General features: G+C 36.9%; 17 protein-coding genes, 1 pseudogene and 1 riboswitch. Of the genes and pseudogenes, 12 read left to right on the top strand and 6 right to left on the bottom strand.

Features of this window, described 5'->3' with window-relative positions; translation table 11 throughout:
• Positions 1-35: 35 nt before the first annotated feature.
• Both ACZSMY_RS09695 and ACZSMY_RS09690 read right to left on the bottom strand, forming a co-directional pair.
• A pseudogene (locus ACZSMY_RS09695) lies at positions 36-617 on the bottom strand (N-acetylmuramoyl-L-alanine amidase family protein); the annotation flags it as partial.
• Positions 618-1,362: 745 nt separating this feature from the next.
• Positions 1,363-1,776, bottom strand: a complete 414-nt coding sequence (locus ACZSMY_RS09690) for a MerR family transcriptional regulator (protein WP_256706289.1) — start codon at positions 1,774-1,776, stop codon at positions 1,363-1,365.
• A 218-nt stretch (positions 1,777-1,994) separates the two neighbouring features.
• On the opposite strand from ACZSMY_RS09690, the gene ACZSMY_RS09685 reads away from it, so the two are divergent.
• From ACZSMY_RS09685 to ACZSMY_RS09665, 5 genes are all read left to right on the top strand, one after another.
• Complete coding sequence (locus tag ACZSMY_RS09685; protein WP_455725572.1) at positions 1,995-2,750, top strand: SDR family NAD(P)-dependent oxidoreductase; 756 nt, start codon at positions 1,995-1,997, stop codon at positions 2,748-2,750.
• A gap of 338 nt (positions 2,751-3,088) precedes the next feature.
• On the top strand, positions 3,089-3,433 hold the full coding sequence (locus ACZSMY_RS09680) for an LLM class flavin-dependent oxidoreductase (protein ID WP_256705945.1): 345 nt from the start codon (positions 3,089-3,091) through the stop codon (positions 3,431-3,433).
• A gap of 170 nt (positions 3,434-3,603) precedes the next feature.
• Positions 3,604-3,732 carry a hypothetical protein gene (locus ACZSMY_RS09675; RefSeq protein WP_256705946.1) on the top strand — a complete coding sequence of 43 codons (129 nt, stop codon included), beginning with the start codon at positions 3,604-3,606 and terminating at the stop codon, positions 3,730-3,732.
• Positions 3,733-4,099: 367 nt separating this feature from the next.
• A complete protein-coding gene (locus ACZSMY_RS09670; protein ID WP_212929594.1) occupies positions 4,100-5,122 on the top strand; it encodes a ZinT family metal-binding protein in 1,023 nt (340 codons plus the stop codon).
• Positions 5,123-5,314: 192 nt separating this feature from the next.
• Positions 5,315-5,644 carry a hypothetical protein gene (locus ACZSMY_RS09665; RefSeq protein WP_212929593.1) on the top strand — a complete coding sequence of 110 codons (330 nt, stop codon included), beginning with the start codon at positions 5,315-5,317 and terminating at the stop codon, positions 5,642-5,644.
• A gap of 167 nt (positions 5,645-5,811) precedes the next feature.
• On the opposite strand, the gene ACZSMY_RS09660 is transcribed toward ACZSMY_RS09665, so the two are convergent.
• A complete protein-coding gene (locus ACZSMY_RS09660) occupies positions 5,812-6,012 on the bottom strand; it encodes a hypothetical protein (RefSeq protein ID WP_332094236.1) in 201 nt (66 codons plus the stop codon).
• Positions 6,013-6,021: 9 nt separating this feature from the next.
• Between ACZSMY_RS09660 and ACZSMY_RS09655 the strand changes: the two genes are divergently transcribed.
• The 5 genes from ACZSMY_RS09655 (at position 6,022) to ACZSMY_RS09635 (ending at position 8,027) form a co-directional block, all read left to right on the top strand.
• Positions 6,022-6,309, top strand: a complete 288-nt coding sequence (locus ACZSMY_RS09655; protein ID WP_212929592.1) for an RpnC/YadD family protein — start codon at positions 6,022-6,024, stop codon at positions 6,307-6,309.
• A 123-nt stretch (positions 6,310-6,432) separates the two neighbouring features.
• Positions 6,433-6,579 carry a LysR substrate-binding domain-containing protein gene (locus ACZSMY_RS09650; protein ID WP_246529059.1) on the top strand — a complete coding sequence of 49 codons (147 nt, stop codon included), beginning with the start codon at positions 6,433-6,435 and terminating at the stop codon, positions 6,577-6,579.
• 51 nt (positions 6,580-6,630) lie between these two features.
• Positions 6,631-6,960, top strand: coding sequence for an LbetaH domain-containing protein (locus tag ACZSMY_RS09645; protein WP_246529058.1), 330 nt, complete (start codon positions 6,631-6,633; stop codon positions 6,958-6,960).
• 245 nt (positions 6,961-7,205) lie between these two features.
• Positions 7,206-7,586 carry a VOC family protein gene (locus tag ACZSMY_RS09640; protein ID WP_212929591.1) on the top strand — a complete coding sequence of 127 codons (381 nt, stop codon included), beginning with the start codon at positions 7,206-7,208 and terminating at the stop codon, positions 7,584-7,586.
• Positions 7,587-7,826: 240 nt separating this feature from the next.
• Positions 7,827-8,027, top strand: a complete 201-nt coding sequence (locus ACZSMY_RS09635; RefSeq protein WP_212929590.1) for a hypothetical protein — start codon at positions 7,827-7,829, stop codon at positions 8,025-8,027.
• 315 nt (positions 8,028-8,342) lie between these two features.
• Here the strand turns inward: ACZSMY_RS09635 and ACZSMY_RS09630 are convergent, their stop codons facing one another.
• Together ACZSMY_RS09630 and ACZSMY_RS09625 are read right to left on the bottom strand one after the other, a co-directional pair.
• Positions 8,343-9,689 (bottom strand): TrkH family potassium uptake protein, encoded by a 1,347-nt coding sequence (locus ACZSMY_RS09630; RefSeq protein WP_212929589.1) that lies wholly within the window; start codon positions 9,687-9,689, stop codon positions 8,343-8,345.
• Positions 9,673-10,338, bottom strand: a complete 666-nt coding sequence (locus ACZSMY_RS09625) for a potassium channel family protein (RefSeq protein WP_212929588.1) — start codon at positions 10,336-10,338, stop codon at positions 9,673-9,675. Before ACZSMY_RS09625 ends, ACZSMY_RS09630 begins: the two co-directional genes overlap by 17 nt.
• A gap of 467 nt (positions 10,339-10,805) precedes the next feature.
• Positions 10,806-10,959, bottom strand: a riboswitch (cyclic di-AMP (ydaO/yuaA leader).
• A 569-nt stretch (positions 10,960-11,528) separates the two neighbouring features.
• Here ACZSMY_RS09625 and ACZSMY_RS09620 point away from each other — a divergent pair.
• Both ACZSMY_RS09620 and ACZSMY_RS09615 read left to right on the top strand, forming a co-directional pair.
• Positions 11,529-12,023, top strand: a complete 495-nt coding sequence (locus ACZSMY_RS09620; protein ID WP_256705948.1) for a hypothetical protein — start codon at positions 11,529-11,531, stop codon at positions 12,021-12,023.
• Positions 12,024-12,110: 87 nt separating this feature from the next.
• Positions 12,111-12,491 (top strand): DUF6220 domain-containing protein, encoded by a 381-nt coding sequence (locus ACZSMY_RS09615; RefSeq protein ID WP_455725577.1) that lies wholly within the window; start codon positions 12,111-12,113, stop codon positions 12,489-12,491.
• An 87-nt stretch (positions 12,492-12,578) separates the two neighbouring features.
• Here ACZSMY_RS09615 and ACZSMY_RS09610 read toward each other — a convergent pair whose 3' ends face one another.
• On the bottom strand, positions 12,579-12,674 hold the full coding sequence (locus ACZSMY_RS09610; protein ID WP_425313062.1) for a hypothetical protein: 96 nt from the start codon (positions 12,672-12,674) through the stop codon (positions 12,579-12,581).
• Positions 12,675-12,865 lie beyond the last annotated feature (191 nt).

The raw sequence follows: 12,865 nt of genomic DNA, 5'->3' as shown, positions 1-12,865 counted from the left end.
CCCTGCTTAAGATTTCGAAAACGAACAAAACCTTATTTCGCAGGCAACCCAAGCGCTTTGGCTATTCCATCCGCATGCCCTTGTGCTATTTTTTCTATAGATGCAGCACTTTTCAGCTTGTCCGCATCTGCTGCATTATCGATAAACCCATTTTCCGTTAAAATGGCTGGTGCACTCGATTCGCGTAAGACATGTAAATTGGCTTCTTTTTTTCCACGATCGGTGAACCCTGTTTGTTCCACCGTTTCATTGTGGATTGTATTTCTTATGGCGTTGGTTCTCTCCTTATTTTCATAGCTTCCGTTCCATGTAAAAGATTCATAGCCTGTAGAATTACCTGCATTGATATGTATGGAAACAAAAAAGTTAGCTCCCCAATTATTTGCTTCATTTGTTCTCGCATCTAATGACTTGGTTACATCGGACGTCCGTGAAAGTTTAATCGTGTGACTGCTATACTGTTCATTTAAAATGTCTCTGGTTCTCAATGCGATATCCAGCGTTACATCCTTTTCCTGTAAACCGTTCGCTGATGCCCCTGGGTCAGCTCCGCCATGTCCTGGATCGATATAAATGCGCGTGTTTGCTGCTTCTACTGCATGATGGGAAATAGTCATACCTGTTAGGGCAATTCCCAAAATAATAGAAACAAACAGAAGCTTTTTTAAGTCTTGTTTTACTTGTTTGGAAAAGATAATGCTATTCCTCCTTCTTTATAGTTATTCAACCATTTTAGAATCTATTAAAAAATTTGTCGATAGGCCGATATGTTGATAGAGTGAGGAAATATATTTCTGGATGTTCAAAAAATCGTAAAGTGACAGGTGTTAGAAATTCCGTTTGACACCTTTTATTCATTTGACATCCAAAATTTCAAAAACATTATTTAATCCTGATACACTAGATGTCAGGTTAGGAGGGGTATTCTTCCATTAGCCGTAATGAAAGGAGTTGGATACAATAAACCATAGGATTCATTAAAATACGAACAGATACGAAATAGTCTATTGTTTCAGCCAAGAGGGCTCCTTCCTCAAAAACTCCAAAGAATTATAGGCGGGAGGTGAGTTGGAGGTTTTACCACGTCAGCATTTTAGATTCACGAGTGTCGATTAACCAATAATATACAAAAACAAAAAAGACACCTTCCCGTAGAATGTTAACAAACATACAAACTACAGAGGGGCGTCCTTATGACAAAGAATACCATATTCCATAACTTTTTTAAAAATAGCACAAGTGTTGATTATGCAAAATTAAACAGAAACACCGCTTGAAAATATTCATATCTTTTCAAAACAATAGCCATTCCTGATTGCCAATCCATCGGATCATTCTTTCCCGAAAATGATTGAACATACATTAGTCCATAGGAATTTCAGTTTCATCTTTTTTATGAATAGCTTCCGTTCCTGCCTCCAAGGCTGTTTTGTAATACCACCGTTTATGCTTGATGACCTCCATCGTCTTTTTCATTTTTTCCAGTTGTGCTTCTACCGTAGCTTCTCGTTCGATAAACATGTCATATCTTTGTTGCAACGTAGAATCTCCCTCAGAAATCCAATCAATAAATGTTTTAATTTCCTTAATAGGCATCCCTGTATCCTTTAGACATTCAATGACATTTAAAGTTTGGATATCAGATTCTTTAAACACTCTTGTCCCGCTAGCTGTACGTTCTACAAAAGGCATAAGCCCTTCTTTATCGTAGTAACGCAGGGTATATACAGTCAGATTCAATTCTTTAGCAGCCTCACTGATAGAATATGTCTTCATCATTACGCACCTTTCTTTTTTATAATATAGACTTCGATATAACTATAGGTTATCGTGATATATTCTGAGTGTCAAACGCTTCAATTAACTATATGATTTAAAAAATTTTATAAAAGCGCTTGACCTCGAGTTGACTGGAAGGCTTAACATTTGCTTTGTAAGAGAAAATAACGCAGAGGTACAAGCGTATTCTCATTAAATCATAAGGAGTGGTTTTCATGACAACGATGAAAGGTAAAGTAGCACTGGCAACTGGAGCAAAAGGTGGAATGGGGCTTACAACGGCACAATTGTTTGCAAAAGAAGGAGCAAGTGTAGCCTTAGTGGATATAAACGAACCTAAACAAGAAGCACAAGCCTTAGTTGATGCAGGCTATCAGGCGATATCCATCCAATGTGATGTTTCAGACGAAGAAGCTGTTAAAGCAATGGTAGAAAAAACAGTTGATACATTTGGAAGATTAGATTATGCATTTAACAATGCTGGTATTCAAAACCCGGTGACAGACACCGTTGATTTAGAAGAAGTCGTTTTTGATAATGTCATGGATGTTAATGCGAAGGGCGTTTGGCTTTGCATGAAATATGAATTGAAACAATTTGAGAAACAAGGCAGCGAAGGAGCTATTGTTAACTGTTCTTCCATGGGAGGAATTGTTGGTGTTCCTGGCCGTTCCGTATACCACGCATCTAAACACGGAGTGATTGGTTTAACGAAGAGTACTGCCTTAGAAGTTGCCTCAAAAGGCATCCGTGTTAACGCAGTTCTACCAGGAATCATTGAAACGCCAATGGTTGAAAATATGTTAATTAATGAAAGTGATGCAATGGAGGAATTAATCAGCCAACTCCCTATTCGCCGTATAGGTAAAGCGGAGGAAGTTGCTTCCGTTGTCCACTGGTTATGTTCACCGGCCGCAACCTATGTCATTGGTCAATCAATATCTGTGGATGGAGGATATACAGTTCAATAATTATTTGAAGATACGCAGCGCTTTTTTTTAGTTCTGATTCAAAAAGTTCCGTATCGATTCTAGTACAATGAAAGAACTTCTACTATGACTGCCTGTCAGCGGGGGATAGTAGAAGTTTTTTTGCATTTCTCTTTTCTAAGGGTATACGTAAATCACTTGTATTTCATATAGTTTCCTAAAAGTAACCAGGTTTAAATAAAGTGCCTTCTTCCCAAAAAGAAACGTTAGATTTATGCTAACTTTAGTAACCAAATGAATACAAACGTATGATTTGATTCATTCAATAAAAATTTTGAATATAGATGTTGACCAGTTACAATTTGGACTGGATACATTTGGTGATATTGCTTATTAAAGATGAGACAAAAGAACGGATGAGCTATGAAGAATCATTACGAAACATTGTGGAAGAAGCAAAATTAGCGGATGAATATGGTGTAGATGCGATTGCTTTAGGCGAGCATCACCGTGAAGAATATGCTATTTCAAGTCCAGAGGCCGTTTTAGCTGCTCTTTCTTTGGTAACGAAGAATATTACGTTAGGTACAGGAGTAACGGTTCTAAGTTCAGATGACCCAGTGAGGATATACGAGCGTTTTGCGACAATTGATGCTTTATCAAACGGGCGGATGATCGGACGTGGAGCCTATACGGGGTCTTCCCGCTTTTTGGTTATAGTTTAAGAGACTACAATGAACTTTTTGAAGAAAAGATTGCGCTTCTTAATGAATTAATTAAAAATGAACCTGTCACTTAGAAAGGCAATCTCACGCCCAGTCACTGGTTTATGTTCAAATCTATCCTAAACTGGATGTTGTTGGTGGTGTGGGCGGTATTCCGGAGTCTATCGTTCGTGCAGCGATTTAATTTAGCTTATAGTGTGGGGGGACAGCTTCAAAAACAGCGTTTCCAGACGATTCGTCTATACGGGGAAAAGGTTATTCCAAGGGTAAAAGAATTACTAAAAGAAAGTAATGAGTGAGATTATATAATTCTTATCAAAAAACTACCAAGAAAAATTTGGTAGTTTTTTAGTGATTTTACAAAATACCCACATTAAATTTAGGGTTGAATGCTCAATCTGTGAAAACAGTAATTAGAAGCTAACTTAAGGCAAGCCTTTTAAGGTCTGACTAATAGATAATAAAACTATATCCAATGTAATGAGGGAGATAGGTGGTTACCCGTCTTCCTTCTATTACGTAATCACCCAAAATAAACCTACTAAAATTAACGCTTTTTAAAATAGTAAAAAATTTATCTTCATTCCCCTATTGTATTCTTTCAAATATGATGGTAACATGTAAAACGTAATCGTTACTATTTACATAAAGAAAGGGAGAATTTGCATGAGTAAAAACTTGCTCAGAATTGCAGGAATATTATTTCTGGCACTGGTGCTTGCAGCATGTCAAGATACTGCGGACGAAGAAGATACCGGGTCGGAGGAAGAAGCAGCAGCTACAGAAGAAGAAGCAACAGAGGATTCAGAGGCAGACGAAGAAGCGGACCACAATCACGACCATGATCATGAGTCCGAAGAAAATGCAGAAGCTGGCGGTGCTGAGATTGAAGGATTCAATGCCCATTATCACACTGGCGATACATTAAATCTTACAGCAGTCTCAGCTGAAGATGAAGGAGACGGTCATTGGCATTGGTATGTCAGAGGCGGCGATGAAGGGGAATGGGAAGAAGCTGACGGCGGAGATGGAGAAACTTTCGAATCTGAAGCAGTAAACCACCAGCAGATAAAGGCAACATTATATGGTGAAGACCATGAAGTCATCAGTGAAACGGAGCCTGTCACCGTAGTAATTGATGACCATGATGGCGATGTGTATGAAGGCTACTTTGATGATGAAGATGTGGAAGACAGAGATATTTCGGACTGGGCTGGAGAGTGGAAATCCATCTACCCTTACTTTGAAGAAGGTGCTCTTGACGAAGTATATGAGCATCGAGCTGAAGAAAGTGACGATATGACATTTGAAGAGTACAAGGAGTATTATGACACAGGTTATGCAACGGATGTAGATAACATCGAAATCACAGAAGATGGGGAGTTTACCTTCCATGAAGGGGACGAAACCTATTCAGGCACCTATGCATATGACGGCTACGAAATCCTTGAATATGAAGCAGGAAACCGTGGTGTCCGATTCCTGTTTGAATTAGAAGAAGGCGATGAGGAAGCACCTCAGAACATTCAGTTCAGCGACCATATCATCGCACCACAGAAATCTTCTCATTTCCATATTTATTGGGGAGATGACAAAGACGAACTTTTGGAAGAAGTTGACCAATGGCCGACTTACTATCCTGAAGATTGGAGCGAGGAACAGATTATAGATGATCTGTACTTGCACTAAGCATTTAAGGATTTCTATAATGTGCTGTTACATGTAGATAATTAAAGAAAGACTATAAACCTTATCGATTCTATATTATAAGGTTTATAGTCTTTCTATTTAAATAGCAATTGAGAAATAGAACGAGAATCCAAGCCCATTCCTTTTCTAGGTGAATGCATACATTAAAAGTGGATGTGAAAAGAGAAAGGAATGAGCATGAATATGGATGAGACGCATATGCCTTCTGCACAGCAATATAATCAACATGGAATGATGGATTCCCGGCTCTTTTTTGGAGGACCGGGGCCGTGGGGACCGGGATTTTTCGGCCCAGGATTTGGCCCGGGATTCGGCCCGGGTTTTTATGGACCTGGCTTTATAGGACCAGGTTTTGGAGGCCCGTATTATGGAAACCCAGTTTTCCAATATGGCGTGCCATTTTTGGGCGGAGTCATCACAGGTCTGGCGATTGATAATTTTCCTCGTTCTAGCCCATATGGATATGCAGCTCCTTATTGGGAAGGAAATCAATCTAGTTAAGTAAAAAATTGTCCTGCTGTGAAGCGAGTCGTTCCTGTAGAAGTCTTGTACGGAATTTGGTGGAGACATCCCTCGTTATAAAATGGATGGAATCGGAAGAGAAGTGAAAGATAAGAACAGCTGAAAAAGGCATTCCAGCTTATTAGTCTGGAATGCCTTTTCGCATGTTAAGCTGAAGGATTTTTACGAACAAATAGCAGATAGCTTAACAACCCGCCAAGATTGGCAATCACCATGGTGATCCCCATTGGAACAGCAGTACTTTCTCCGGCAATCCCCACAAAAGGGATCGCGATGCCGCCTAATAGATAAGGCAGAATTCCTAAGAAAGCAGATGCGCTTCCTGCATGCTTTTTCTGATTACGCATGGCTAAAGAATGGAAAAATTGAGAGATACCCCGACGTTTGGAAGACTGTTTAGAGAAATCGAGGAAGAGGCGACAAAAAAGGGCATGGAAAAAGGCATGAAACAAGGTATAGAAAAAGGTAGACAGGAAGGAGTAGAAGTAGGAAAAGAACAGGGAATAAAGCAAGGCAGGGTAGAAGCGGAACGGAATTTTGCCACCAAGCTGTTAGAGAGAAACTATTCGGATGAAGAAATCACTCAATTAACAAGCCTCAACATGGAAGAAGTAAAAATGCTTCGGGAATCACTTGAAAATTAATGTAGAAAACAAATGAGAAAAATGATGCTTGTTGCATAAGTTCAAACTTGGTTGCTGCTTCATGACTTGATGGCAACCAAGTTTTTTATGTACACTTTCAAAATAACTTTAGTAAAAATTGCAGTGGTAATATTATCAGAGATTCTAGAGGAATTTATTGCAGATTATCCTGAAGTAACGTTTAGCATTTTCAGTGGTACAGGTGAGGATATTATTGATAAGCTGGATCGAGGATTATTAGACGTTGGCGTATTAATAAAACCAATCTAAACAGTATACTGTCAAACCGCCATTTTATTGCAGCATGGTGCGCATATTTATGTGGGAAATAACTTTTTCTGCAATTTTAACTGTATTTTTTTAGACTTAAACAAGATTCATAATGTTGCGATTGGTCCGAGAGTCAGCATTTACACTGCACTGCATCCCATTGATAGAGAGGGGAGGAATACTGGTCTAGAATATGCCTCGCCTGTTACGATTGAAGATGATGTTTGGGTAGCGGGGGATGTTGTAATCAATCCAGGGGTAACTATTGGTGAAGGAAGTGTGATTGGTTCCGGATTTGTCGTGACAAAGAGCATACCCAAAAATGTTGTTGCTTTGGGGAATCCCTGTAGCGTTCAAAGAGAAATTACAGAAAAAAGATAAAAATGATTGGCAGCTCCTGTACGAAGCGTATCGAGCAAGTGTAGAATAAAAGTATTCATAATAATTGTTGTAGAGAATGGAAGAGCAGAGGAACGAATTCTGTTATTATGGATTTAATGATATTAATTAAGTGCACTTATGACGAACAAAGCAATATCCAGCAGGTGCATACTTATTTAAATGGATTACAAAGTCTCGGACTGGATTTCTTGTTAAGAGTGGCCATCCGAAGGGAGAGAAAAAATATGAAAATAGAACACGTAGCAATTTGGGTGAAGGATTTAGAAAAGATGAAGACATTTTATGAAACATATTTTCAGGCGGTTGCAGGTGAGAAGTATCATAATGAAAAGAAGGGGTTTGAATCCTATTTTCTAACATTTGATACGTCTGCACGCTTAGAAATCATGCGCAGAGCAGATATTGAACAATCCGCTTCTGTTGAACTGCTAGGCTGGGCTCATATTGCCCTTTCGCTGGGCAGCAAAGAGCTCGTTGACCAAATGACTGCCAGATTAAAAAAGGATGGCTACCCGCTTGTAAATGGCCCGCGTGTGACTGGGGACGGGTATTATGAAAGTGTCTTTGAGGACCCGGAAGGTAACTTGATAGAATTGACTGTGTAATAGGAGAAGCTGATGGATATAGGGTTGCTTCGGATTCCGTCGTCATAAAGGAAGTGCCCGATAATATTTTAATTGCCGGGAATCCAGCATCCATTTGCTTATGATTAACAAAAGGCATATTTATCAATTCAAAGAGAACTGTTCATAGATAGCCATATTAGTTGAATAGAGAGAGAATAGAGGTCGATTTTCTGTCACTTACAGAAAAAAGTAGACACCATTTCGAGGGAGGGGTAAGTGATGAATGATAAATTAGGATTTTTTGCTATCTATTTCTTTTCTGTTGCGATTATAAGTTTAACGATACTTTATTTTTCTGGATACCTTTCTGTTGCGACTGGTTTAGTAGATATTCTCTTAACGGCGATTACTGGTTTAGGTATTATTAAGTTATTGGAATTAGAAGCAAGGGCAAAAGAAATAAAAAATAAAAAGAGGTGAAAGAAAAAAGCTTTACCTTCTTTAACTAAAAATAAAATGAAAAGGCAAAAGGTAAATATTAACTTAACTTGATTGTCATGTTTTCATACTTGCGAGCAATCCCTTCTCTGCAAAATAGGGATTGCAATTCAACGATGATACCATTATTAAAAAGTTATCTATCATTTAAAAAATCTAAGTAGTAGAGAAAGTAACTTGCAGACATACAAAAAGGGTAATGAATACACTACCCCAAAAGTATGGCGTATGAAGTTGGCGAAAAAAAGTATCTAATTGGAATGATTGGAATGTTTGCACCTCCATCATTAATAATTTCTATCCGATTAAGATATGATCCTCTGGATAACCAATTTTAGAGTTTCTTTTTTTCTTTGCTAATGCATACGCTAAAGTCAGTGGACCTAACCGCCCAGCGAACATTGTTATGGTGACAATTATTTTTCCGATTGGTGATAATTCGCTTGTTAATCCCATCGAAAGGCCAGTAGTACTAAATGCTGAAGTAGCTTCAAATAATACCTCTAAAAAATGTTCTTCTAGCATTCCTTCTGTGATGGTTAATAATAAAGCTACAATGAGGACACAGGCAAGCGAACTCACGACAACAGCTAATGCTCGCATGACAGTATCTATCGCAATTCGGCGCTGGAATACATGGATTTGTCCGCCACCACGAAAAGTATTGATAGTAGCTAATATTAGAACGACAAAGGTATTTGTCTTTATACCTCCGCCTGTCCCCCCAGATGATGCTCCTATGAACATGAGTATAATAAGAAGCAGTTGGGAAGAGGATAACATGCTTCCAATATCAATCGTATTAAAGCCGGCACTTCTTGGTGTCGCACTTTGGAAAAAAGCAGCGGATATGCGCTCTCCCAAATTTAATTCTCCAAATGTAGCAGAGTTAAAGCTTTCTAATAAAAAAAGTAAGAAAAACCCGCTTATCATTAATAGTCCGGAGGTCATCAGTACTACTTTTGTATGCAAAGAAAACTTTCGCCAAGAGTGTTTCCTGAAGAGCTCAACAATAACGATATAGCCTAAGCCTCCGGAAACAAACAGCGTAATAATGATTATATTCACTATAGGGTCTTGAATATAGGCACTAAGGCTATCTGAAGATAAAGCAAATCCTGCATTATTGAATGCAGAGACAGAATGAAATAATGCATAATACATTGCTTGCCCCAGTCCCATATCTCCCATCCATCGAAAAGTCAAAATGATAGCTGCTATGATTTCAAACGATAAAGCAATGAGAATAATATATAAACAGAGTTTGACTAAACCTTGATTAGAACTTGAGTGAGTCGTTTGTTGTATCACCAATCGTTGTTTTAAGCCTATCCTTTTACCCAGCAGGATGGCAATAATTACCCCTAAAGTCATAAAACCAAGCCCGCCAATTTGAATCAAAATCATAATGGTAATTTGCCCAAAAGTCGAAAAAGATGAACCCGTATCTATCACAACTAACCCGTTTACGCAAACAGCAGATGTTGCTGTAAAAAGTGCGTCCTTCCAACCGATGGATATACCATTAGCAGAGGATACAGGCAGGGCTAATAGAATAGTTCCGATAGTGATAAGTAATATAAATATTAACATCACCAACTGAGGCGGGCTCACATTCCATTGACGTTTACCGTTTTCGTTCATATTTTTCCTCCATATGTCGAATATCTTCATTATTTCCCATTAATAACAATGTATCCCCTGTTTGAATAGTGTCCTCGGCCTTAGGAGTTATATTAATTTGTTTTCCATGTTTAATAGCCATAATGTTACACCCATAAGTTGCAGGGATGCTTAATTGTTGAAGTGTACGACCATTCATTGCTGGTGGAGCTTTCATTTCTACTAGATTATAATCAGGAGATAACTCAATATAGTCAATCAAATTTTCCGAACTCAGTTGTTTACCTAGTCGTATCCCCATATCTCTTTCCGGATAAATGATTTGGTCGGCTCCAATCTTTGTCAGCATTTTCCCATGTGTCGCGTTTTTTGCTTTTGCTGTTACCTTTGGTACGCCCAATTCTTTTAACAACAGGGTTGCTAAAATACTTGTTTCCAAGTTTTCTCCTACAGCAACAATGGCGTGACTGAAATTCTTCACACCTAACTCTGTTAATACATCTTCATCAGTACAATCTCCCTGAATAGCTTGGGTAGCGATATCAGACATGGCTTCAACTAGGTGCAGGTCTTTATCTACCACGAGTACTTCATGTTTATTTTGGATAAGGGTTCTGGTTAAACTAATTCCAAACCTTCCAAGACCAATGACAATAAATTGCTTTTTCATAAATAAGATCCTTCCCATGCTTATTTTTCTAAAGAAACGATATGCAAATCGATTTCACCGCAATTCTTTAGCAAGCGATTAATAAAATCCCCTTTTTTTATAATTTCCCAACGGCTTAGATGATATTGTCCGACAAGTAATTGAGTGATGTGATATTGTTTTGCAATTTCAAGAATCGTGGTGACTTTGTAAATCTCATCTTTATAGAGTTGCGAAATAAATTGTGCGTCAGAATCTATTCGCTAAACTTCTTATTTCTTGTTCTTCTGCATGATCTCTTTCTCCATCTTTGCATAAATATAAAACAATTAATGAAGCGTTAAATAAATGTGTTAAATAAACACCTTTGTTTATTAACAGGTACATGCCATTACATTTTCTTTTTTCATAAATTTAATCTCTCTAAAAAATAAAAAAAGCCATTGGAAAAGAGAATTATTCCAATGGCATGCAAAGTCTAGGATTTCATTTTCTCTCTCAATGAACATACGAGGTTAGCTGTCGGATTCGGACTTGAGAGTGTCCGTTATTTATAAAAAATAAATAATTCACCCCATGAAACGAGCAGGTTTCGTTGGTTCCCCCGCTTTCCTGAATTAGGAAATTATGTCGTTTTGATTATTAAATTTTTATATTTATAGTTGAATCAGAAGTATAATAACGCTAAACCCAAAGATTGTCAACAACAATTTTTTTCAAATTCTGGTACGCAGATAAATTAAATAGGAAGGAAAAAATTTAATAATGCCAGCTAGGAAATTAATTAATGCAAGACTTGACTAATAGAATAAATTGAAGGTGATAAAAAGCATGAAAACTCAGAAGTACTTCTCTATCTCGTTAAATTACATATTATCCAAAAATTAATGATGGGAAAACCAAATATTATTCCCTGGTTAGTAAACATGCTTGGTGAAGTTCCTCAATCAACATTATATCGTAATATGATTGTTCTACTTGAAGAACCTCTTGTCGAAGTTGTTCATACAAACAAAGTTCAAGGAAGAGAAAAACACTTTTTTATTTAAGGAATATTTAAATAAGAAATCATGAATTTTTTAGTTTTATGATAATCGCAGAAGTAATAAGAAAAAAAGGAGGAATAAAAATGTTTTTAGCATTTAGGGAGATAAAACGATCTAAATTAAAGTACACATTGTTAGCCTTGACGATGGGATGCGATTTATTTTTTGGTATTTTTTATTACAGGCTTGGCTAATGGATTATCTTTGGCGGATAGTTCATCATTACTAAATTTGGAAGCTGACCATGCTGTAATTGATTCAGAAGAAAAAGGACAAATTGTTATTTCAGAATTGACAGAAGATCAAGTGGAAGATATCAGTAATGAACTGAATGGTGGAACCTCACCATTAGATATGACCTTTGCACAATTAGAAATAGATGGAGAACAAAATTTAGATGTTATGTATTTTTCCGTTGACACAGATAAACATCCTAATATGGAGATTTTAGAAGGAAAAAATATAAGAGAGCTAACTGTCAATGAAACCATTGTAAATAACAGCCTTAAAGACCAGATGTACCAGTTAGGGGATAAAATCATTAACGAACATTCTGGAAATACTTTAATGATTGCTTGTTTTATAGAAGGTTCTGAGGAAACAATTGACGGATTTGTCACTTTAAACAGAGATGAACTTGTTCAATCCTTGGAACAATGACATTTAAGAAATATTTAATATTTATCTAATAAATTATTTATTTTTTAATAGTACCCTGAGAATTAACACTAAAGGAGGCTAATACAAATGCAAATTACGGGACGCTGGATTTATGCTGTTTTTTCAATGATTTTTTTAATATGTACATTAGCACAATTTTTTCTGGCAGGTATGGCAATTTTTGGAGGAGGACAGTTCTGGTCTGCTCATAAAATGCTGGTTCACTTGTTTGGATTGAATGTACCAGTAATAATGATGATTGGTGCTTTTATGGGTAATTCCAAAAAGAATGATTATTTTTTCATTCTGGGGTTGTTTATACTTATTGTGACATTGTACGCAAGTGCAAACCTCGGTTTTCTACATTCTTATTTAGGAGCATTGCACCCTGTTTTAGGGGTTTTGATAACGATTTTATCAATTGGAAATTTGTATCGTTCTATAGTTCTTCTAAAAAACAGGACTTGATACATTATCTACTTTAATTATGATAAATATTTTAGGCATTTATCTTTTGTAATAGCAGTGTTTAATCTAAAAAAAGATGGAGGATGACTATCCCTCCACTGTCTTTGATTTAATAATTCCATTAGCACCGCTTTCCATAATAATAAGGTCATTATCTGTTAAATTATCAAGTTTTTTTCTAATTGTCTTCTTTTTGTATTTTTTATCATAACCGAGGCAGGCAGAAAAAACTCCTCAACGGACACATTGAGTAACGATACAAGATTATATAATACCTGTATGCTTGGATGCTGTCCTTTAATTTTTAATACTAAAATGCAAGATTCATGTATATTTCTCTTAATTAAAAAAGATGACAACAAGCATTAAAAATT

It is taken from the genome of Oceanobacillus sp. B139/18, assembly GCF_055524595.1.
Note: the sequence above shows the minus strand (reverse complement) of the source record. Positions and strands in the feature narration are given on the sequence as shown.